The sequence below is a fragment of the Citrobacter sp. C13 genome, assembly GCF_014596815.2.
Lineage (GTDB): Bacteria > Pseudomonadota > Gammaproteobacteria > Enterobacterales > Enterobacteriaceae > Citrobacter > Citrobacter portucalensis.
Window position 1 is genome coordinate 81,822 of record NZ_CP115026.1, and the last position, 20,945, is coordinate 102,766.

20 protein-coding genes and 1 pseudogene are annotated in these 20,945 nt (G+C 49.3%); 3 read left to right on the forward strand and 18 right to left on the reverse strand.

Going from position 1 to position 20,945, the window contains the following annotated elements:
- Nucleotides 1–65 precede the first annotated feature (65 nt).
- Complete coding sequence (locus tag IB222_RS25510; protein WP_149384951.1) at nucleotides 66–3,182, forward strand: HsdR family type I site-specific deoxyribonuclease; 3,117 nt, start codon at nucleotides 66–68, stop codon at nucleotides 3,180–3,182.
- 61 nt (nucleotides 3,183–3,243) lie between these two features.
- Here the strand turns inward: IB222_RS25510 and IB222_RS25515 are convergent, their stop codons facing one another.
- From IB222_RS25515 to IB222_RS25535, 5 genes are all read right to left on the reverse strand, one after another.
- On the reverse strand, nucleotides 3,244–3,459 hold the full coding sequence (locus IB222_RS25515) for a DNA modification methylase (RefSeq protein WP_094310249.1): 216 nt from the start codon (nucleotides 3,457–3,459) through the stop codon (nucleotides 3,244–3,246).
- A gap of 141 nt (nucleotides 3,460–3,600) precedes the next feature.
- Entirely contained in the window at nucleotides 3,601–4,173 is a 573-nt protein-coding gene (locus IB222_RS25520) for a hypothetical protein (protein ID WP_000333240.1), read from the reverse strand.
- A 108-nt stretch (nucleotides 4,174–4,281) separates the two neighbouring features.
- Complete coding sequence (locus IB222_RS25525; protein ID WP_149384952.1) at nucleotides 4,282–5,124, reverse strand: Rha family transcriptional regulator; 843 nt, start codon at nucleotides 5,122–5,124, stop codon at nucleotides 4,282–4,284.
- Between the two features lie 108 nt (nucleotides 5,125–5,232).
- The gene (locus tag IB222_RS25530; RefSeq protein ID WP_063946408.1) at nucleotides 5,233–5,421 is read right to left on the reverse strand and encodes a hypothetical protein; all 189 of its coding nucleotides are present in this window, start codon (nucleotides 5,419–5,421) and stop codon (nucleotides 5,233–5,235) included.
- Between the two features lie 9 nt (nucleotides 5,422–5,430).
- Nucleotides 5,431–5,925 carry a hypothetical protein gene (locus IB222_RS25535; RefSeq protein ID WP_149384953.1) on the reverse strand — a complete coding sequence of 165 codons (495 nt, stop codon included), beginning with the start codon at nucleotides 5,923–5,925 and terminating at the stop codon, nucleotides 5,431–5,433.
- 481 nt (nucleotides 5,926–6,406) lie between these two features.
- On the opposite strand from IB222_RS25535, the pseudogene IB222_RS25540 reads away from it, so the two are divergent.
- Both IB222_RS25540 and IB222_RS25545 read left to right on the forward strand, forming a co-directional pair.
- Nucleotides 6,407–7,413: pseudogene (locus tag IB222_RS25540) on the forward strand (transposase).
- Nucleotides 7,414–7,631: 218 nt separating this feature from the next.
- Entirely contained in the window at nucleotides 7,632–8,999 is a 1,368-nt protein-coding gene (locus IB222_RS25545; protein WP_223240854.1) for a hypothetical protein, read from the forward strand.
- Between the two features lie 717 nt (nucleotides 9,000–9,716).
- Here IB222_RS25545 and IB222_RS25550 read toward each other — a convergent pair.
- The 13 genes from IB222_RS25550 to IB222_RS25610 all read right to left on the reverse strand — a co-directional run bounded on the left by IB222_RS25550 (nucleotide 9,717) and on the right by IB222_RS25610 (nucleotide 20,939).
- Complete coding sequence (locus IB222_RS25550) at nucleotides 9,717–9,947, reverse strand: hypothetical protein (protein WP_046340541.1); 231 nt, start codon at nucleotides 9,945–9,947, stop codon at nucleotides 9,717–9,719.
- A 202-nt stretch (nucleotides 9,948–10,149) separates the two neighbouring features.
- Nucleotides 10,150–10,743, reverse strand: coding sequence for a phage N-6-adenine-methyltransferase (locus tag IB222_RS25555; RefSeq protein WP_149384916.1), 594 nt, complete (start codon nucleotides 10,741–10,743; stop codon nucleotides 10,150–10,152).
- A 185-nt stretch (nucleotides 10,744–10,928) separates the two neighbouring features.
- The gene (locus IB222_RS25560; RefSeq protein ID WP_023180903.1) at nucleotides 10,929–11,771 is read right to left on the reverse strand and encodes a hypothetical protein; all 843 of its coding nucleotides are present in this window, start codon (nucleotides 11,769–11,771) and stop codon (nucleotides 10,929–10,931) included.
- Nucleotides 11,772–11,899: 128 nt separating this feature from the next.
- The gene (locus IB222_RS25565) at nucleotides 11,900–12,457 is read right to left on the reverse strand and encodes a 3'-5' exonuclease (RefSeq protein WP_149384917.1); all 558 of its coding nucleotides are present in this window, start codon (nucleotides 12,455–12,457) and stop codon (nucleotides 11,900–11,902) included.
- Nucleotides 12,458–12,466: 9 nt separating this feature from the next.
- Nucleotides 12,467–12,886 (reverse strand): hypothetical protein, encoded by a 420-nt coding sequence (locus tag IB222_RS25570; RefSeq protein ID WP_004109992.1) that lies wholly within the window; start codon nucleotides 12,884–12,886, stop codon nucleotides 12,467–12,469.
- Between the two features lie 63 nt (nucleotides 12,887–12,949).
- Nucleotides 12,950–13,594 (reverse strand): AAA family ATPase, encoded by a 645-nt coding sequence (locus IB222_RS25575; RefSeq protein ID WP_000386471.1) that lies wholly within the window; start codon nucleotides 13,592–13,594, stop codon nucleotides 12,950–12,952.
- The gene (locus IB222_RS25580) at nucleotides 13,594–14,070 is read right to left on the reverse strand and encodes a dihydrofolate reductase (protein ID WP_000781812.1); all 477 of its coding nucleotides are present in this window, start codon (nucleotides 14,068–14,070) and stop codon (nucleotides 13,594–13,596) included. The genes IB222_RS25575 and IB222_RS25580 overlap by 1 nt, the downstream gene beginning before the upstream one ends.
- A complete protein-coding gene (locus IB222_RS25585) occupies nucleotides 14,067–14,462 on the reverse strand; it encodes a hypothetical protein (RefSeq protein WP_162493218.1) in 396 nt (131 codons plus the stop codon). The genes IB222_RS25580 and IB222_RS25585 overlap by 4 nt, the downstream gene beginning before the upstream one ends.
- A gap of 19 nt (nucleotides 14,463–14,481) precedes the next feature.
- A complete protein-coding gene (locus tag IB222_RS25590; RefSeq protein WP_188055398.1) occupies nucleotides 14,482–15,585 on the reverse strand; it encodes a thymidylate synthase in 1,104 nt (367 codons plus the stop codon).
- Nucleotides 15,586–15,774: 189 nt separating this feature from the next.
- The gene (locus IB222_RS25595) at nucleotides 15,775–16,644 is read right to left on the reverse strand and encodes a phosphoribosyl-ATP pyrophosphohydrolase (protein WP_149384919.1); all 870 of its coding nucleotides are present in this window, start codon (nucleotides 16,642–16,644) and stop codon (nucleotides 15,775–15,777) included.
- Nucleotides 16,645–16,726: 82 nt separating this feature from the next.
- Nucleotides 16,727–17,869, reverse strand: coding sequence for a class Ia ribonucleoside-diphosphate reductase subunit beta (nrdB, locus tag IB222_RS25600; protein ID WP_002231164.1), 1,143 nt, complete (start codon nucleotides 17,867–17,869; stop codon nucleotides 16,727–16,729).
- A gap of 107 nt (nucleotides 17,870–17,976) precedes the next feature.
- Nucleotides 17,977–20,292, reverse strand: coding sequence for a class 1a ribonucleoside-diphosphate reductase subunit alpha (nrdA, locus tag IB222_RS25605; protein ID WP_022649913.1), 2,316 nt, complete (start codon nucleotides 20,290–20,292; stop codon nucleotides 17,977–17,979).
- 77 nt (nucleotides 20,293–20,369) lie between these two features.
- Nucleotides 20,370–20,939 carry a hypothetical protein gene (locus tag IB222_RS25610; protein WP_002214145.1) on the reverse strand — a complete coding sequence of 190 codons (570 nt, stop codon included), beginning with the start codon at nucleotides 20,937–20,939 and terminating at the stop codon, nucleotides 20,370–20,372.
- Nucleotides 20,940–20,945 lie beyond the last annotated feature (6 nt).

The following is a 20,945-nucleotide window of genomic DNA, read 5'->3' on the forward strand; positions in this document are numbered from 1 at the left end:
TATGAATGCCGGAAGATGCTTCTGATACCCTTCCGGACTTTGCCAGATGACGCACAGGATGCACCATGACACAACAGACACACACCATTGCTGAATCCAATAACTTTATCGTCCTTGATAAATACACAAAAGTTATGGATACCGGTGACAGCTACCAGAGCGAATTGGACCTTGAGCGGGAACTGATTCAGAACCTTCTTAATCAGGGCTATGAGTTTATATCCTTTAAGTCACCGACTGCGATGCTGGCGAATGTGCGGGACCAGCTTCAGCGTCTTAATGGTGTGGAGTTTAACGAAAGTGAATGGCGGCGTTTCGCAGAGCAGTATCTCGATAGCCCCAGTGACAGCAGCCTGGACAAAACCCGTAAAATCCATATCGACTATATCTGTGATTTCACGTTTGATGACGGTCGTCTGGAAAACATCTATCTGATAGATAAAAAGAACCTGCTGCGCAATAAGGTGCAGGTCATTCAGCAGTTTGAGCAGACTGGCTCACACGCTAACCGTTATGACGTCACCATTCTGGTCAACGGCCTTCCGCTGGTGCAAATCGAACTCAAAAAGCGTGGCGTGGCGATTCGTGAAGCCTTTAACCAGATACACCGTTACAGCAAGGAAAGCTTTAACAGCGATAACTCCCTGTTTAAATACCTGCAACTCTTCGTGATTTCCAACGGGACTGATACCCGGTACTTTGCCAGTACCACTAAACGGGATAAAAATAGCTTTGATTTCACCATGAACTGGGCAAAATCGGATAACACTCTGATTAAGGACCTGAAGGACTTTACCGCCACTTTCTTCCAGAAGCATACTCTGCTGAATGTTCTGTTTAATTACAGCGTGTTTGACAGCAGCCAGACGCTGCTCGTCATGCGCCCCTATCAGATTGCCGCCACCGAGCGCATTCTCTGGAAAATCAACAGCTCTTTTAAAGCGAAGAACTGGTCAAAACCCGAAAGCGGTGGATTTATCTGGCATACCACAGGGTCAGGAAAAACCCTGACCAGCTTTAAGGCCGCACGTCTGGCTACTGAGCTGGACTTTATCGATAAAGTCTTCTTCGTGGTCGACAGGAAAGACCTCGATTACCAGACCATGAAGGAGTATCAGCGCTTCTCTCCGGACAGTGTCAATGGTTCGGATAATACAGCAGGCCTCAGAAGAAACCTGGATAAAGACGATAACAAAATCATCGTCACAACCATTCAGAAACTCAATAACCTGATGAAATCTGAAGCTGACCTGCCCGTCTACCAACAGCAGGTGGTGTTTATCTTTGATGAGTGTCACCGCAGCCAGTTTGGTGAGGCCCAGAAAAACCTCAAAAAGAAATTCAGACGCTTTTATCAGTTTGGTTTTACCGGTACGCCTATTTTCCCGGAAAACGCGTTGGGAGCAGAAACCACCGCCAGCGTATTCGGGCGTGAATTACATTCTTACGTAATTACTGATGCGATTCGTGATGAAAAAGTGCTGAAGTTTAAGGTGGACTATAACGATGTCCGCCCACACTTTAAGTCTCTTGAAACGGAAACAGACGAGAAAAAACTCAGCGCGGCTGAAAACCAACAGGCTTTTTTGCACCCGCTGCGTATCCAGGAAATAACGCAATACATTCTCAATAACTTCCGTCAGAAAACGCACCGAACCTTCCCGGGAGCCAAGGGCTTTAACGCCATGTTAGCAGTTAGCAGCGTGGACGCGGCAAAAGCTTATTACACGACGTTTAAAATGCTACAGGAAGAAGCAGAGAAGAAATCTGGCAGCTATAAATGCCTTCGGGTGGCAACCATCTTCTCCTTTGCTGCAAATGAAGAGCAAAGCGCTATTGGTGATATTACCGACGAAAGCTTTGATACCAGCGCAATGAACAGCAGCGCAAAGGAATTCCTGGATTCAGCCATTGATGACTATAACAACCACTTTAAAACCAATTTCAGTACCGACAGTAACGGCTTCCAGAACTACTACCGCGATTTAGCTCAACGAGTGAAAAATCAGGATATCGACCTTCTCATCGTGGTGGGAATGTTCTTAACCGGCTTTGATGCTCCGACACTGAACACTCTGTTTGTTGACAAAAACCTGCGTTATCACGGCCTGATGCAGGCATTTTCCCGCACCAACCGTATCTATGATGCAACCAAAACCTTCGGCAATATCGTGACGTTCAGGGACCTGGAGCGTCCGACCATTGATGCCATCACACTTTTTGGCGACAAAAACACCAAGAATGTGGTACTGGAAAAAAGCTACGAAGAGTACATGCAGGGCTTTACCGATGCGGCAACCGGCGAAGCTAAACGAGGTTTTATGGCTGTTGTTTCGGAGCTGGAGCAGCGCTTCCCTGACCCGGCCAGTATCGACAGTGAAAAAGAGAAAAAAGCCTTCGTCAAACTGTTTGGTGAATATCTGCGGGCAGAAAACATCCTGCAAAACTACGATGAATTTGCCACGCTGAAAGCCCTGCAGAAGGTTGATACTAGTGACCCGGAAGCGGTAGAAACCTTTAAAGCAGAGCACTATGTGGATGATGAAAAATTTGCTGAATTACAAACCATTCGTCTCCCGGCAGAACGTAAAGTTCAGGATTATCGCTCAGCATACAATGATATCCGGGACTGGCAGCGACGCGAAAAAGCAGCAAACGACAGGGATAAATCAACCACAGACTGGGATGACGTGGTGTTTGAAATTGACCTGCTCAAGTCGCAGGAAATTAACCTGGACTACATTCTTGGCCTGATTTTCGACCACAACAGAGAGAAAAAGGGTAAAGAAGCCCTGACTGAAGAGGTCAGGCGCTTAATCCGCTCAAGTCTGGGCAACCGTGCCAAAGAAGGTCTGATTGTTGACTTTATTCAGCAAACTAACCTTGATGATATGCCGGATAAAGCCAGTATCATTGATGCATTCTTTACCTATGCTCAGCGTGAACAGCAGCGGGAAGCGGAAGCGTTGATTAAGGAAGAAAACCTCAATGAAGAGGCGGCAAGGCGCTATATCCGTACATCACTCAAACGGGAATATGCTACCGAAAATGGAACGGAGTTAAATGAGACGCTACCAAAACTCAGTCCACTGAATCCTCAGTACAAAACGAAAAAGCAGACCGTATTCCAAAAAATTGGGGCGTTTATCGAAAAATTTAAAGGGGTTGGAGGAAGGATTTAAATTACATTAGGTTATTAAGCAGTTTTTTCTTAAAAGAGCTTAGGGATATGATCTTATATCCCTACCAAATAATTTCCACCTCCAATGTACGTAGTACAAATCTTAAACACTTATTCCAGTGGCGTTCGTCGCCATAAACGAAGTCGTGAACCTGATGCATGAATGCGATCTCTTTCTCGCACTCGGCCACAATTTCGTGGATGACGTTCATTTCCTGCCGGTAGTCGATATCAGTGTTTGGGGTGATAGCGTCAATGATGGAAAGGGCTGTATTCATGATTGCACCATTAAACAAATTGTTTTCTTGTTGGTGTTATTCCCCCAAAGTTGAAAAGGCGTAAAAGCAGCATTCACAGGCGTTGCAGCTGATTTAAGGCGTAAAAAAGGGGGCTTTCGCCCCCTGTCGGCAGGTGAGAAATTAGTGGTGTACGTGCTGCGTTTTGTGCGGCTGTTTGTTCAGGTCGTGGCGATGGGTCAGCTCGCGCATCATGTCTTCAAGACGGCTCTTGGTGTCGTCAAGCTGGTCGGCCATTGCCCCCAGCAGCTGGCGAACGGCCATCGGATCGTCGCTGTTCAGATCAGGCATTTTGAACCCAGCCTGGGAAGACATCAGTTTGAAGGCGGCCAGCAACATCGCCAGAGAAGACTTCAGTCCGGCGATTTCGCGATCTTTGCTGGCGTTGGTTTCATCTGCCTTGACTGAATCCGGTGAGCACTTCGGCTTGCTTACCATTTCCAGAGTTGCCTGAAGTTTGTCGGCGCGTTCTTTCTCTTCCAGATACGCTTCGCCGAAATGACGCGCCAGCATCACAATTTCAATCGGATCATCAATCATGCTTGAGAACTTGAGAACGCTGAAAAGGCGGTCGATAGGGGAGGCGTCGTCTTCATGACCAACCACAAGACCCATGATCTCAACCAGTTCGGCCGCACCAACTTTTTTAATCACGTTTTCAACTTTGGCATTAGTTTTTTTGCATTTTTCGCACATGTGTTTTTTCCTTATGTTTTTAAACAAGTTGTTTTCTCGATGGCGTTATTGTGGCGTGACTGAAAAGGTGGGCAAACGCTACGTAAAGGCGGACGCCCACACTGACGGTTAATGAAGACGTTTGGATTCCTTCATTTCACGTTCGACATGCTCACGACACGGCTCATACTCAATGGCGCTGGCGGTAGTTTTCCCGGCAGCAATTAGCTTCACGGCAGCAAAGCAAAGTCCTTTAAAGGTGAACTTGGCCTGGTTGCGTCCGTTTCCGATGACAACGTTTTTGCCATATCCGCGGTCAATGAAGATCTTGAGGAACTGGCGGTTAACAGTGGTGTATTTGCGCTTAACGTACACATCACCCAGCGAGTCCATCAGCGCACCCAGAACAGCCCCGGACGTTCCGAGAATGCGACCAGCTTCATTCAGCCCATAAAGCTCATCAGCAGTGCCGCAAATGGTGTCCATGAGAATGGCTTTTGGCCTTGCCACCGACAGCTTGCGCTCAAGATCAGCACGCTGTTCTTCAAGATCGGCTGCCAGTCGAAGTGCTTCTGAAAAGGTTTCCGGGATGCTGGGGTAGGCACCGTAAAGCGCCCCGCTTGAAACACTCATTTCCAGCTCATGCCAGCGCTCAATGACAGCAGCGCGGTACTTCAACGAGTAGCCGGTAATGAGAACATCGGTATGCTTTCGGTCGAGCATGTACTCGCCTTCCATTCCCCGGTAATCGATGTTGACAACAATGCCTTCAACAATTGTAAGCAACTGATTTTTCTCATAACGCAATTTTGCGTTATGGTAATCGTCGGCATACAGCTCATTCAGCACGCTACGGATGTCGCGAAGAATGTCGCTGTGTCGTTTACCGGTCAGCTTTGAGATTTCTTTTGAGGACATCAATGGTCTGTCCGGGAGCACACCGGGAATCGATAAAGTAGTCATCTCAAACATACATTCTCCATTCAGTGTAAAAAGGGCCGTCAGTGGCCCTTGTTGTTAACTCTCATTGGTTAATTGGCTAAACAATTTGTTTTAACAGTGCCGAAAATGGATTCGGCATCAAAAGAACCCGAGAATGCTGCCCACCGGAACAACGAAAATTCCCACGACACGCGCAAGTGTCATTCCGGCATCAAACTGAAGATCACCACCGTTCACGAGTTTCACCAGATTCATGATCCAGCCACCAAGTAGAAAAATGGCGAGGCCAACAATCATCGCGGTGACTTTCCGGAAGGTCCATTTCATGCAATAGCCTCAGTCACAGCAGAAGGAAGATCCGGAGTTGCAGGTCGAGTTGGAATCGTGTCCAACAGCATCCCATCCAGAGAGACAGGAGGTCGTTCTGGCAGGGGTGTCGTCTGCAAGGTTGTGGTGGAAGTAGTTGTGTCCGGTATCAACAGACTCTGACCGGCTGGTACGGCTACCGCTGCCAGGGTTGCTAAAATTACTCCGTAGGCCATTGGCTTCAGTCGAATTCGTTGAAAATTTTCCATGAGAACTGTCCTTGTGCGTCTGGGATTCACGCAACACACGAGAGGCGACGGAATCACGCACCTTCTCCATGCCTACTGTCGCACCCAGATTTGCTATGGCGGTAGCTTGCGCATCAATGCGCTTCTCCAGCTCAAACACTCGTTCTTCCAGTTCCGCAAGGCGTGCAGAAACACGACCGCTAAACAGCTCGGCCAGAACCAGGCGAATTGAACGGGGACGTTTATTGAAAGAAGTGAAAGGCGTTTGACGTGCCATTTGGATTCCATTCAGTGTCAGAAAGAGTTGCGGCTGGCTTGGCCAGCCGCCTTTTGGCGTTCCATCCTGGAACAGTACCTAACCGGTACTTCGTCATCCTGACGAACGGTAAGATACCTGATTTAAAATGATAGGTAAATACTTACCTATCATTTTGTGACAAAAATCCAATATCACGCTTGTGAGGCATATCAGCTGCGGAGTAGACGGCGATCTTCGACAGGCGATCACACATTAAGTCGGCTTTGAGCGAGGTATAGTCATTCGTACCCTGAGAATTACACTTTGAAGTGATTCAGGGTATGCGCTTACTGGTTACGAATATTGAGCGAGAATCATGTGATGATCGCCGCTTTTCTTTCGAGCCAGTAGGTGCTCCACGTTCGCTAACGAATACTCAGGGCATGCAGATAAACTGCTGGCTATATTTCTTTCGAAGAGCGTGGAATGCATACCAATCCCCGATAAAAAGGAGTTGGTGATGACTGTGACTAATCAATTTGCTGCGCACGTTGGTCTGGACTGGGCTGATAAAAAACACGATGTCTGTGTTCAGTTTAAAAACGGTGAACGCGTATTCGATGTGATTGAACATACAGCAGAAGCGCTTGATGCCTGGCTTACTGAGTTACACCAGAAAGTAAAAGGTAGAATCGCAATAGCTCTCGAACTGAAGAAGGGCCCCGTGGTATATGCTCTTCAAAAATACCCCTTTATCACCGTTTTCCCCGTCCACGCATTGTCCCTGGCTCGTTATCGGCAAGCCTTCTCGCCCAGCGGCGCTAAAGATGATCCGCAGGATGCCGAGCTGGCATTAGAGTTAATGCTGCGTTACCCCCAGAAGATAAAAGCTATTGAACCCGACAATGCGGATATTCGCTTACTGCCCTTACCGAGCAACGTGTTGCGAGTATTGATAATGCGATCCCATTGACTACAGACCCGAGTGTTATAGAGGCTAATGCTTTGATGGCAGCAGCACTGGCGACACAAATTAAAGTCGTGAGTGAAATCATCAAAACCTATGACGAACGAATCGAAACGCTGTTTGACACATTGCCAGATGCGGGGCTGTTCAAATCACTTCCGGGCATGGGACCGTGCATGGGCCCACGGATGCTTGCTGCACTTGGTGATAACCGTGACCGGTTTAACAGCGCTGAAGAAATTCAAAACTACGCAGGTATAGCACCGGTGACCGAACGAAGCGGCCAAAAATCCTGGGTTCACTGGCGATGGCAATGTGCCAAGTTCGTCAGGCAGACCTTTGTTGAATGGGCTGCCAAGACGGTTAATTCATCATACTGGGCCAAACTGTATTATCAGGGCCTCAGAGAAAAGGGCAAATCTCATCAGTCTGCGATCCGGGCACTGGCGTTCAAATGGATAAGGATCATTTACCGCTGCTGGAAGGCCAGAACCTGTTATGACGAAGCGAAATATTTGCTGGCTCTCGAAGCGAGACACTCGCCCTTACTGAAGCCATAAAAAGCTTGTCGAATGTCTCAGGGCGTGAAGCGGACATCACAACTCACAAGGATTATGCGCAGTTTGTTTTCCAAACATACGGTTGATAGATGCTGTAATCCGGCACTAACAGCAGGATGCTTGGAAGTACATTTAAATGTAAAATGATATGTACTCTGTGTGAAACCACTGACAAACTTTGGGAACACAGTACTGAAGCCTAGTAAAAAGGAACTAGTATGTACAACAACCTCTATGCCCTCACAGAAAGCCTTTTTTGGGTTGATCGACTTTTAGATCAGGAATATGAAAATATCGGATTGAACGAGTTGCTAATTGAGTTAGCTGAATATAATAAAAGGATAGATTCACTGATTATCGAACAAACAAATTCTGTACAGGAGTCTCGGCTGAATGTTTACATGGCGGGGAATCGTAATATTGAAAGGTATAAGAGTGGTTTGTTTTCAATGGACAGAGTCATTCTTGATGACATTCTGTATTCATTGAGCATACAATACAGGGTGAATCTTTCAGAAAACGTATTTGAAAAATTTTTTGAAAGCGATAGCAATGAGAAGGCTGAACATCTCAGGAAGGAAATTGCTAGGTTTATCAGGTTTGCTAAAGAAAATTTTGATCTTATCCGTGGAGAGTTTATCGTTTTTGTACGAAGCGAATCTTCTATTAAAGATTCGGAGAGAGCTAATGGAATTTTAGACGATAACCCTGATGCTAATTTTATATTTCGATATCTCCCCCCTAATGTTGCCCGTCTGTATGAAAATAGACTATCCGTAAAGAATATAGAACGTCTGGGCAATACAAATAAAATACGGATATTAAACAAAAATGCTTTAACGAATGAAATCATGTTGGAAATTAAAGGTTGCGAAAGCTCGTATACAAATGGATATATGTATCAACATATAAAAAATGCCATTGATAATGATGACGGCACCATGTCTATGGAACTTGTCATGGGAAATCATAGCGGAAAAAAAAGTTATGAACGGTGGGTGCAGGGAGCAAAAAACCGTACAGTTCTCTTTCATTATAAAAACCTTATTACTGATCTTAACCAAGCGCATTCATGTAGAGCGTCCCTGGGGGCATATTGCCCATTTCATGGAGAGATTCTCCGTAAACTTGATCAAAAGAATGAAGTTCAGAGGGTTAAACTCTCTATTGACGTTCCATTTTTAGAGGGACTTACTCCAAGCGAACTCTACAAAATTAGAACTGACTACGAGTCGAGTTTTAATGCCTTCCGCTCTGTACTACGTGAAGCTGCGTATGACATAGAAGCAGAAAGTGACCCATATAAGAGACAACTGATAAATCAACATTTTGTCGAGCGCGTATGGGATGAAGGATTGACGGATATTGAGCAAAAAATACAGGCCTATAAGCGGAAAAGTAATAAAGAACTTTTTCTTAACATTGCGCCATCATTGATAGGTTTTATTGGTGCACCAAACCCAGTGTCGTTGGCTACAGGAGCTTTTACGATTCTAAAAGATGTTTTTAATATAACAAGCCATTCTTCAGGAATAAAGAGCCACCCTTCATATTTTCTTCTCATGATGTCAAAAGCCAAAAAATAAACTTTATGACTGAGGCAGTAGAAAATAATGTGAGAATATATTCACTTAAGAAAAAAGGTTCTAAAAGGGCATAATTAGTTTAACCCAGTGACCTGTTCCCCGTGAATCAACACAGGCTGTTGTTAGCTACTTCCGCTTTTGGCACATTGAAGACATTGCGATGGGCGATTTTTTTCTCTCGCGCGCGTAAATATTAAAAATGTTTAGAAAATAAAAACTTACTTCCCAGAACAGGTTTTATTAAAATCTGAACTGAACGAACGAAGTGAGTGAAGTTCACCTCGAACGAAGTGAGAGGTTGTCTTTTCAGGTAATACTCTCCCAGGGAGGTGAGTACAAAATTTCCTCACCAACCTGGTCGTAACATAACCTGAAAAGTTATGACCTAAGTCTACTGCCAGCTTAGGCTTGGGAAGTTATGGATGACAGCACCCCAGAACCGAGATCTTCCCACACTTTATGAAGGGGAGTACTGGATTCAACCTCTCGAAACACTCCAGACTCGACAATCATAAAGTGACCCTTCTCTCTGCTCACTTTGGTTCCCCCTTCCCCAACCCCTAAACGGTGCCGGTTCTACGCTGGTAGTGAGCTTTTTTAAACCTGACGCCAGTGACGCTATCCCCCACCCATCAGGTCGAGCTGCCGGAATCAATCCGGAAAGCGGGTAGATTTTATCACTGGCGATTTGCGTTTTAAATGGTAAGTACTTACCGATTATTTCGATTGATTATTTTCTCGACCATGAAGCTGGACGTTCAGGGCAAACACCTCATTGATGAGTTCCCCTAACAGCTGCTCCACCAGCTCTTTGTGCTCGCCTGAATGAAGACATTTGAGCGACCATTCGTAGAGATTGAAAGCCTTATCGCGATCTTTCATCATGTCGCGTACTTTGGCCAGAAAATCGCTCTCAACAAGCGCTACGACGTTCGTCGGGTATACCATGATAGTTTTCCTTACTGTGGTTCATAAAATCGATTCTAGAGCGTCTGGAGAGGGGTTCCAGTGGGTTCTGGAGGTGTAAAACGGTCTGGGAGTTGTTTGGAAATTACGTCTTAAAAAGCCTGCGTCTGTATATATTAATAATTAGTACTTAGTTATTTATATATACGGAAGCAGGTTCTCAAACTAACTCCCAGACTGGTGTTTACGCTGCCTTTTTACGTGGTCTCTTCTTCCTGACAACATTGGCAGGATCATAACCACCCAGCTTTTTCATCACCGCCAGCGGTATCTTGCTGATGGTGTGCCCAGCTTCCTGACAGTAGCCACGGAAGATAAGCAACATGCTGCCACCAGGGTTGATGTTCACCTCCACCAGCCCAAATTCAACATCTGGCTCAACGAACGCCACGCGGCCACCAGACAAGATGACGGTTTCGTTGGCGCATTCAGCCGCACGCTCGTACCACTGCGTATCGAGGGATTGTGGTATCAGCATGACCGTCGTCACTCCACGCGCCTGCTCGCGAATGGCTGCGTCTATCCAGGGGGTGATTTTGGAATAGGGCGGGTTGAGGAACGCCACAGTGCCAGCTTCTCCCCAGCAGCACTTGAGCGCATCGCGCTCAACACCGATAAAGTTCGGCAGGAGAGCGTTATCTTTGTTGCAGGCGACGTCCACATCGAACTTTACGCCTATGTAACGTTGGATGGCGACAAACAACCACTGCGGTGTGCGCCAAAGGTCGCGAAGAGAGGCATCACGCTCTCGCTTTTTGATTTTTTCGGCTGCGATCATTATTTTGCTCTGATAGGTAAATACTTTCCTATTTTTTCATTTAATCAAACGGATAGCAAACAAAGAAGAACGCGCCAGATTCGCAAACGGGAAGCTCTCTGGCGCGTTTTATCGATGCTGGGTATGCAATTAGCTTACCCAGCGTCCTAAAGCTGTCAGGGGGCTTTAGATCGGGTAGGGGAACATCATCCAATGGAATACTCCGCTATGAATTTTTTGACGATCGGCGACTCTTTATTAAGGGTTAGATTTCCACCTTCCCTGGTGGCAATGCCAGTAGCTGGAAACACAGCCATCATCTGGCCAGCCTGAGTCGAAGCGGTGTTGAGCGGATATGGTTTCTCCGGGTTGCTCATTAGCGCCAGTTTAATGCTATTGCTGGTCGCCGTGTTCGCGTCAAGGATATGGCGCATTGCGATTACCGTGTAGACGCTGATTTCCGGCCCACCACTAAACCAGTTCAAAAGGTTTAAGATCTTGTCTTTCGCTTTGACTGGCGCCCCTTCGAATGCGGCAGTAAAGCTCTCACTTTCCAGACCGGCTGTCGCATAGAACGATTCGTCCTTACCTTCCAGCGTGAAGCGAGGTTTGGCCGGGGTACGCTCTGATTTTGCCTTCTGGCGTTTTGGCTGCTCTTCTTCAGGTTTAGGCTCTGACGCCACTGAAGGTAAAGGGGTTGGATCTGTACCGGTAGTCTCAGTACTTCGAGCGTCAAGTTCAGGCGCTGGCTCGTTCACTATCTCCGCAACAAGGTCACGCTCTGGTTCCTCGACCTTCACCGATTCGTGCTCAATCTCAAGCTCTTCCAGAACGCTACTCAGATCGCCGGTAGAGCTGGCATTCATGACTTCATCCGCCACCGCCTCGACTGGTTTTGCGATTGCATCATCCAGACCAGAGAGAAGATCGTCGATCTCGTCGACACCGCTCATTTTCGCAGCTTTCTGCACTGGTTCGTCGAGAGATTGCAACATTGCAGTCAGTTCGTCCAGGTCATCGTTTTTAACAGTGTTTGTAACTGCGCTCATTTTTAACTCCTTATGTTTTCGTTGGTGCGTTTCCGCGTTTTGGTTGAGCGTATTCTGGCAAAACCTATCAGGCGGAAAAGTCATAATTACAGGCAGTTAGAAGAACTGAAGGCAAAGAAAAAGCGCCATCAGGCGCTTTCGAATGGGAGTTTGAAGAAGCCGTATTTCTCTCGGGCTTTGAAGAAACACTGCATCATCAGGTCAGTATCGTAGAGAGCGCTGTGAGCCTTCTCACGGTCGTAAGTGAACCCAAGTGAGAACGCCAGCTCTTCCAGGCGTGGGCGCTTCCCATCCTCGGTAGCCCACAAGCCATCTAGCATGGAGTCAACCAGAGGGATATCTGGCAATTTCACCCCATAGCTACCGAACTCGTGGCGAATGAACGGAAGGTCAAAAGCCTCTCCGTTATGGGCGACTAACGCGCTACATGCGCCCATGTACGCAGCAATCTTGCCTGCGTGGTCAGCCAGTAGCGGTTCCGTCGCCAGATCTTCCAGTAAAATGCCATGCACTGCCTGCGCCTTCGGATCGATACTGCGACGCGGGTTGAAGCGCATCTCAAGGCTGTCGATGTGCTTCTGGGTTTCCAGTTCATAACGGGTTATCGCGATTTCGATAATTTTGTGGCCGGATGTGAAGTCCAGCCCTGTGGACTCAATATCGACGCCACCGACAATCGTGGTCATTCGTACTCCTTACAGCTTCTTCGCGCCTTTCAGCAGTGCGCCACGCACAAACTGAGCAGCCTTTTTCAGTGCGTCCTCGCCACTTTCGCAGACGACCGGCTCGCGCCATTCGCCCGTTGATGTGTTGAGGATCTGGATTTGGTTGGTCTCCAGGCAAACGGACACGTACAGAACCGTACCGCCTGAGAGTTTGAGGTGCATAGGAAACAGAGGGCGCTTGGTGCCGCCATTGAACTGCGACATCGCCACATTGATGGCTTCGCCAACCTCTTCCCCAACAAGCCCTTGAACGGACTCAAACACTGCGCGGATAGCCAGACGTGCTTCACGTTCACTCATCAAAGAGCGGGATTGTTCGTCGGCAATGCGGATCAGTGCTTCAATCGCTTTACGATCTAATTCATCCGAGAGGGGAAGTTCGTCTATCATTCTGTTTTTCCTCGATTCATTTCGCGTGTCTTATTGTCACACTGCCCAACAGGGGAGCAACATTCAGTGGAAGGTCACTCGTCCTGTTATACGGCGCTCGATGTTTTCAGCGGCTCTGTCCAGCACTCGCAATACCGATCTAGCTCGCGCTTCAACCGTGCGGCACTTTTCAGAAATAACGAACACCTGCAGATCGCCGGTTTGGGGAAGCGTGTTGATTTTCGTCAGCTCACCGCACATAAGTGCATCGATTCGAGCAACATAGAGACGGTCAAGCGATCCTCGCTGGGGACGCGCGAGATCTTTGCTGGAAAGCTCAACGCCCGGGCGAAGACCTGCGATAGCATTGAAGTTGGAAATGGCCGCTTTGTGGCAAAACTGCTCAATGTCGAGAGCCAGCTCGATGCAGCGGTCTTCGTTGGTCTGGCCGACCAGGTCAAGCGTATAAGCCATGACATCGGCTGGCGTGCGGTCGATAACAAAACCTTCAACGCCGCGGGTGATCATCTCGATGTGTCTGGCAATCTCCATCTGAACCTGAAGACGTTCGTAAAGGGGCAAACGCTCGCCAACCTTCACCCCCAGACTGCTCATCAGCTTACCAACGCCGGCATCCACATACGGAATGCCATAATGCGCATCGATGTACCTTGCCAGGGTTGTTTTTCCACTGCCCTGTGCGCCAGTGATTCCAATCCGGTAATCCATTACGACCTTCTGTATACGATCTGCAAAAAGCCAGGCTCATCCTCATTTGCACGTTGGGTATAAGCCGTTTCGACTGGTACGAACCCTAAAGAACGCATCATTGGCGCCGGGAAGAACGCATCCGCGCCCGGCACATCCACGCCAATATGCGACAGCCAGATCTCTTCTACGTGTGGCATAAAGAGCGAGTAAATCTGCCCGCCACCAATCACCCAGACCGGATCTGGTAGTCTCAAAACGTCATCGATGCCAGCGGGGTAGAACCCATTGGGGATATAGCCACGAGAGCGCGTCAAAACGAGGTTATGGCGCTCTGGCAGCGGGCGCTTGAGACTTTCCATCGTCTTACGTCCCATCACGACAGTGGCGTTTTTGGTGAGTTGTTTGAACAGTTTCAGATCGGTCGGGCAACGCCAGGGAAGTTCGTTGCCAATGCCGATTTCATAGTTGCGGCCGACAGCTGCAATCATCTTCATTGGCTTACCTCATAGATGGTTGGTCGCTGGTGAGAATCTGCCAGCACAGAACGCAGACGCGGATCATGAACCAGTGCGGCGATAAGTAAGTCGCCTTTGTGCTCTGCCAGCGTGCGCTTGATATGGGTTTCAAAACTGACACCGCGCGGAACCAGGTGGAGCCAGTCATAATCAATGCCGAAGTCCTTCAGCCAGCGTTTGGTTGGGCCTTCAAGCGCTTCCGGACGACTACTGATAAGCACCACTTCAGCACCGGAGCGAGCAAAACCACGCAACATGCGGCTGGTGGGGAAGATGAGTTCATCACCGGCAATGAGAGCGCCTGCATCTGCATCAGGCACTGCTTTGCGATGGCTGGCTCTCGCCAGCACACCTTCAATTTCACACAACACATACATCCCTCTGGCCATATCACACCGCCACTGGAACCTTGATCCACGGAAGAGGGCTGTAGCCGCACACCTGCACACCTTCCCATTTGAAGTCGTCCAGTTCGGCCCATTCATGCGGAAAAATGACAACCGGGTCGGACTCTTTGGGCGGCTCGCGCTTCATCAGTTCCTCAACGCCTTCCATGTGGTTGTCGTAGAGATGAACGTCAAAGCCAAAATGCACGAATGCGCCAGCCATGTGGCCGGTGATCTTCGCGAGGAAGTGGGTGAGAATGCCGTAACCGGCAATATTGAACGGCATACCAACAAAGGTATCGACGCTGCGCTGCACCAGGCATGAGTTCAGGATGCGTTTCGGGATGCCCTGCTCGTCCAGCAGGTTCTCCGTAATGCCGCCATCTCTTTCCAGAAGACACAGCATCTGGGTGTAGATGGACTCGTGGCCGTGGCGGTTGTGCTGAATGCCAATGTCGGTGGCCATCGTCAGTCGGGTCTCAAAGTCCAGCTCGCGACTCCACAGTGAAAACACGAAATGGCATGGCGGCAGCTTCATATCTTCCAGTTCACCAACATTCCAGGCATTCAGCAGGATGCGACGATCTGTCGGGTTGGTGCGAAGCGTGTGAACGATACGCTGTAGCTGGTCGATTTCACGGGACAACACAACGCGATCTTCACTTACGCCCAGATACCCCTCGACCTTGTACCCGCGCACACGGAACGTGTCGATTTTGCTCAAATACTCGCTATGGCTCACGATGCGGGTGTCTTCCCACCGACGCCATTGTTTGCCATAGACCGGGCCTAAATCGCCATTTTCGTCAGCCCAGGCATCCCAGATTTTGACGCCATTGTCTTTCAGGAACTGGATGTTGCCCGTTCCTTTGAGATACCACTCCAGCTCAACTAGTAACGGCTTCAGATTGACGGCTTTTCCGGAGATAAGTGGAACAGAGCCGCCCGTCAGCATGTAGAAGGAAGGGACATAAGAAACGCTTTTTGTGCCGGTTCCGGTGCGATCACCCGCGTGAACGCCAGTGTTGAGCACTGTTTCAACCACTTTGGCATACGAACCACTGGCAAACTGACCGTTCGTAAAGTCTCGATTCAGTAGGATAGACAAAATCAACCTCACACAAGATAAGTAAGTGCATACATATTATTTTATACAAGTTTATCTATCAGAAGTGTGTAAGGCTAGGAGGGGAGTAAAAAAAATGGTGGCTCTTAGGCCACCATTGCAATGAGCAATTAAGAACTTGGACAATAAAACACGCTCAGGTAATATATAATGATAAGTAGATACTTACAATTATTTTTTTACCATCTCGTAAAGAGATGAGGATTTCGCCTTCTCAACAAAGCGAGTCAGATCCACATCGCTGTAGGTTGGGGATTTGAGGATCTTGCCATCAGAAATTCTGAATCCAATCATCATGTCAGTCCCTTCAGCATGGCGGAAGCCCAGGTCTTCCTTGTCGTATTTGCAATTTTCTACCGCCACACGACGCTCTTCGCCGTCAGCCGGCCACAGCTTGGTCATGTTGGAACGGTGGATTTCTGCCACCAGCTCAACAATATCGATACCGAGAAAATCAGCCAGACGGTAGGTCATCATGCAGGCAACGTAGATTTTGTTCATCACGCGGCGCAGCTCCTGCACCAATTCGGAATCGCTTATCGGCTTCGCTTCGAGTTTGTCAGCCAGCGCATTCAGCATTAATGCGGCTTCTTTTGCTTCTTCAAACGGGATGGCCATATCGTCAAAGACCGTGTTGCCCGGAACCATGATGGTGTGGATGAAGCGATCAACACTCTGCTCTTGGGTGTAGTAGCTCATACCTGTAGAGATACCGCCTTTGATGGCCACCATTGTGCCGACGCCCACGTAAAGGAAGTCAGCCATCGCATCCAGCAGCGCCGTCATGTCCCCGTTTTTAGCTGCCGGGATGCCCTCGGTAACAGCTTCTTCGTGGATCAGCTTGGCACGCAGACGCAGTAGTACCGGATCTGGAATGGCACGGCGTGGGTGCTGAAACAGTGTGTGGAACTGGTCAACCATCAGGTAGATGCTTTCCGTTGCCTTGCCAAAACCGGGATTCAACTCGTAAGGCTCTGGCTTAAATCCCACGAGTTTGTCTGCGGCAAGTTTCAGATGATCGGTCAGTTTCGTAAATTTCATGTCTTCTTTCTTTCCTTTGGACTTCATTTGATACGTCAATTGTGACCCAGCAGCGCCAGGCCACAAAGTGGTTAAACTCGGCTTAAAGGTCTGCGAACTGGCTCAGGCCGGAGCGATCGACAGCGGAGTCAATCTGGCCAACGAGGTAGTTGCTTTGTTCAGCTTCCTGCGGAGCGATCTGCAGGGTGTCTGACAGCAGCCATTTGTTCATCCATACCAGTGGATCGTCTTTGATTTCCGGGAACAGCGGTCGCAGCCCAAGACGACGCATTGCCAGGTTGGTGCGGTATTTCACATAGCTTTTGAGGATGTCGGCATTCAAGCCAATCATTGAGCCGTCTTTAAACAGATAGTCAGCCCAGCGCATTTCCTGCCCGGCCACGTCCATCATGGTCTGATAGATGAAGCTCTCTTCTTCTGCGGCAATCATCTTCCACATCAGACCTTCACGACCGGTACGCATAAAGCGGATCATGCGTTCAGTACCTTCGCAATGTAGAGCCTCGTCGCGCGCGATAAAGCGCATGATCTTCGTGTTGCCCTCCAGCAGCTTCCGCTCACCAAAGGCGAACGTACACGCAAAGCTCACGTAGAAGCGAATCGCCTCCAGTGCATTCACCGACACCAGTGTTCGGAACAGCTGGCGCTGGAGAGGGTAGGGCTTGCCATCAAACTCGCTGACATACAGCCGTTCAAATTCGTCTTCGCCAAGATGCTGGCGAGCGCAGGTCATTTCGTACAGCCTGTCATATTCGCTTGAGATGCTTACAGCCCGGCTGATGATCTCTTCGTCCGTGACGATGCCGTCGAAAACGATGCTCGGGTCATCCACCATACCGCGGATAATGTGCGTATAGCTGCGGCTGTGAATCGTCTCGGAGAACGACCAGGTCTCGACCCATGTCTCCAGCTCAGGAATGGAGATCAGCGGCAGCAGTGTTGCGTTAGGACTGCGACCCTGAACGGAATCCAACAGCGTCTGGTAACGCAGGTTGCTCAGGAAAATATGGCGTTCGTGCTCTTGCAGCTTGGTATTGAAGTCGATGCGGTCAGTGGTAATGTCGACTTCTTCAGGGCGCCAGAAGAACGAGAGTTGTTTCTCAATCAGCTTTTCGAAGTCACGGTACTTTTGCTGATCGTAGCGTGCTACGTTGACAGACTGGCCGAGGAACATAGGTTCCTTCGTTGCGTCGTTAGCGCCCAAACGGAAAGTAGAATAAGTCATGTGTTTCCCTCTGAATGTTATCGAGTGGCTTTAAACAAATTGTTATCTTATTGGTTTAAACAAGGTGCTCAACTCAATGAAAAGGTGGGGATTTCCCCCCACGCTCATCAGATTTTGCACGCACCATCGCACTCATCTTCTGGCTCAACAACCTCCGCAGCGGAAGGTTCTGACACCTGATCGTCGTCATCACGCTTACCAGCGCCATCACGCGTGTTGTGGTAATAAAGCGTCTTCACACCTTGCTGATACGCAAACAGCAGGTCTTCCAGCAGCTTCATCATTGGAACCTTGTCGCCAGGGAAGCGAGTCGGGTCGTAGTTGGTGTTCGCAGAGATGGCCTGATCGAAGAACTTCTGAATGATGGCCACCTTAGTCAGATAGCCGCGGTTGTCCGGCATATCCCACAGGTACTCGTACTGGTCTTTCAGTTGCGCGAAGTCCGGAACGACCATCTTCACGATGCCGTCTTTGGACGACTTCACGGACACCGGGCCGCGGGGCGGCTCAATACCATTGGTGGAGTTGGTGATCTGACTGGACGTCTCGCACGGCATTTGGGCGGTCAGAGTGGAGTTACGCAGACCATGCTCACGGATACGGCCACGCAGCTCTTCCCACGGCATTTTCAGCTCGAAAGAGGTCTCCGGGTTGGTATCCAGCGTTTTGCGATAGTGGTCGACTGGCAGCTGGCCCTGTGCATATTTGGTGTGGGAGAACCAATCACATGCACCTTTCGCTTCGGCCAGTCGGCAGCTCGCATCGAGCAGGTAGTACTGAATGGCTTCGAAGGTCTCATGCACCAGCTGGTTGCCCGCAGTGTCAGAGTAGTTAAAGCCGTTCTTCGCCAGATAGTAGGCAAAGTTGGTTACGCCAATGCCCAGGCTACGACGTGCTTTAGCCGGGATTTCTGCAGCAGCCATCGGGTAGTCCTGATAGTCGAGCAGAGAGTCCAGTGCCGCCACAGCGTAGAACGCCACGTCTTTCAGTGAGTCCAACGTGCGGATCGCGCCCAGGTTAAACGCAGACAGAGTGCAAAGCGCGATTTCCCCGTTCGGATCGTCAGTGAACGCCAGTGGCTTGGTCGGTAGCGTGATCTCCATGCAGAGATTGGACTGGTGTACCGGTGCAATTTCCGGAACGAATGCGCCGTGATCGTTCATGTGGTCGACGTTGGCAATGTAAACACGACCAGTAGAGGCACGCTCCTGCATCAGCGTAGAGAACAGGTCGACGGCCGGGATAGATTTCTTACGGATGCTCTCGTCGGCTTCGTACTTCAGGTACAGCTCTTCGAACTTGTCCTGATCAACAAAGAACGCGTCGTACAGGCCCGGCACATCGTGTGGGCTGAACAGCGTAATGTTTTCGTTGCGCACCAGGCGGCGATACATCAGACGGTTAATCATCACGCCATAGTCGAGATGACGAACGCGGTTCTCTTCAATGCCACGGTTGTTTTTCAGCACCAGCAGGCTTTCTACTTCCAAGTGCCAGATCGGATAGAACGCTGTAGCAGCGCCGCCGCGAACACCGCCCTGAGAGCAGGATTTCACAGCTGTCTGGAAGTGTTTCAGGAATGGAATAACGCCAGTGTGGGTGGCCTCGCCATTGCGGATCTCACTTCCCAGCGCACGCAGACGCCCAAAGCCAATACCAATTCCCGCGCGACGTGACACGTAGTCAATGATTGCGGAAGACGCAGCGCTAATCCCTTTCAGACTATCAGCAGCTTCAATCAGCACGCAGCTGGAGAACTGGCGAGTAGGGGTGCGCACGCCGGCCATAATTGGCGTTGGCAGAGACAGCTTGAATGTACTGGTCACATCGTAGAAGCCTTTGACCATCTCCAGACGCGTCTTACCGGCGCAGCCATCTTCCCAATTCTGGAACAGGCACATGCCGACCAGCATATAGAGTTGCTGTGGCCCTTCGTAGATAGCGCCAGTTACTCGGTTTTGAACGAGATACTTGCTCGCCAGCTGCACGGTGGCGGCATAGCCGAAGTATTCGTCGCGCTTAGGCTTGATGTACACGCCCAGCTCGGCAATTTCTTCCTGAGAGTAGTACTTGAGAAGGTCTTCATCGTAAACGCCACGACTGACGTTGCTGACGATGTGATTGTAGAAATTCGGGTAGTCATACTGCCCGAAGGCGTCCTTGCGGATCTTGAACAGGCTCAGTCGCGCGGCAACCTGCGAGTAGTTCGGGGTTTCCGGAGAGATCAGATCGGCAGCGGACTTCACCAGCGCTTCATGCAGCTGGCAGGTGGTCATTCCGTCGAAAATGCTGGCAGCGGCGCCCATAGCGACAGCAGACGCGCTAACGTTGCGAATGTTTTCGACTCCCCACATCACAACGCGGTTGTATTTTTCCTCTGACAACGGCTCTGTGGAACCGTTACGTTTTACGATGCTTATCATGTATCACCCAATAAAAAAGGCCACTAAATATAGTGGCCTCATGTTAATAGATAAGTACTTACCTATCAATTACCGACTTATAAAATTCCTGCAAGAACATCGCGAACCTGACGGAATTGATCAGTTTGCATACCGGTGTAAATCGACGCGACAGCGTCCGCAAGGTGCTCGTTTTTATTCACCAGCACTTCCTTACCAGATTGCTTCCGGCGCAACCACGGGGCGTTTGGCTGCTTCTGCGTAGCCCACTGAATGATCTCTTCCTTCGACGTGGTCAGCTTATTCCCGACATAGTGCTTAATCTCGTTTGGCGTGACCTGTATCAGTGGCTTATCCACGCACGCCAGTACACCAATGCAGATGCCGTATGAGGTTTGTGCGCGACTGGACTGGCTACCAACCGGCAACTCGCAAAACACCATATGAGCCTGCTCGATTATGGGCTTGGCGGTACGCCAGATTTCGTTAGCGCGGCGCAGATCGTCGCTGTTAACGCGAACCGTCTTCTTGTTTCCACCAGCTTTGGTTTCCACCAATGTCAGGCCATGAATGTCCAGCTTATCCGTTTCCAGATCCAGCGTGCCAATCGCCAGGCCAAAATTGCTCATTGAAGGGTCGACGCCGACCACACGAATGGTTTTACTCATTTTTGG

Bases quoted from the DNA above. Each gene is read 5' to 3' on its own strand.
- IB222_RS25570 (WP_004109992.1), bottom strand. From the start codon at position 12,886: ATGATAGACGAACTTCCCCTCTCGGATGAATTAGATCGTAAAGCGATT.
- IB222_RS25610 (WP_002214145.1), bottom strand. From the start codon at position 20,939: ATGAGTAAAACCATTCGTGTGGTCGGCGTCGACCCTTCAATGAGCAAT.
- IB222_RS25580 (WP_000781812.1), bottom strand. From the start codon at position 14,070: ATGAAGATGATTGCAGCTGTCGGCCGCAACTATGAAATCGGCATTGGC.
- IB222_RS25535 (WP_149384953.1), bottom strand. From the start codon at position 5,925: ATGGCACGTCAAACGCCTTTCACTTCTTTCAATAAACGTCCCCGTTCA.
- IB222_RS25595 (WP_149384919.1), bottom strand. From the start codon at position 16,644: ATGAAATTTACGAAACTGACCGATCATCTGAAACTTGCCGCAGACAAA.
- IB222_RS25520 (WP_000333240.1), bottom strand. From the start codon at position 4,173: ATGTGCGAAAAATGCAAAAAAACTAATGCCAAAGTTGAAAACGTGATT.
- IB222_RS25525 (WP_149384952.1), bottom strand. From the start codon at position 5,124: ATGTTTGAGATGACTACTTTATCGATTCCCGGTGTGCTCCCGGACAGA.
- IB222_RS25565 (WP_149384917.1), bottom strand. From the start codon at position 12,457: ATGACCACGATTGTCGGTGGCGTCGATATTGAGTCCACAGGGCTGGAC.
- IB222_RS25510 (WP_149384951.1), top strand. From the start codon at position 66: ATGACACAACAGACACACACCATTGCTGAATCCAATAACTTTATCGTC.
- IB222_RS25555 (WP_149384916.1), bottom strand. From the start codon at position 10,743: ATGATCGCAGCCGAAAAAATCAAAAAGCGAGAGCGTGATGCCTCTCTT.
- IB222_RS25550 (WP_046340541.1), bottom strand. From the start codon at position 9,947: ATGGTATACCCGACGAACGTCGTAGCGCTTGTTGAGAGCGATTTTCTG.
- IB222_RS25530 (WP_063946408.1), bottom strand. From the start codon at position 5,421: ATGAAATGGACCTTCCGGAAAGTCACCGCGATGATTGTTGGCCTCGCC.
- IB222_RS25575 (WP_000386471.1), bottom strand. From the start codon at position 13,594: ATGGATTACCGGATTGGAATCACTGGCGCACAGGGCAGTGGAAAAACA.
- nrdB (WP_002231164.1), bottom strand. From the start codon at position 17,869: ATGACTTATTCTACTTTCCGTTTGGGCGCTAACGACGCAACGAAGGAA.
- nrdA (WP_022649913.1), bottom strand. From the start codon at position 20,292: ATGATAAGCATCGTAAAACGTAACGGTTCCACAGAGCCGTTGTCAGAG.
- IB222_RS25560 (WP_023180903.1), bottom strand. From the start codon at position 11,771: ATGAGCGCAGTTACAAACACTGTTAAAAACGATGACCTGGACGAACTG.
- IB222_RS25545 (WP_223240854.1), top strand. From the start codon at position 7,632: ATGTACAACAACCTCTATGCCCTCACAGAAAGCCTTTTTTGGGTTGAT.
- IB222_RS25515 (WP_094310249.1), bottom strand. From the start codon at position 3,459: ATGAATACAGCCCTTTCCATCATTGACGCTATCACCCCAAACACTGAT.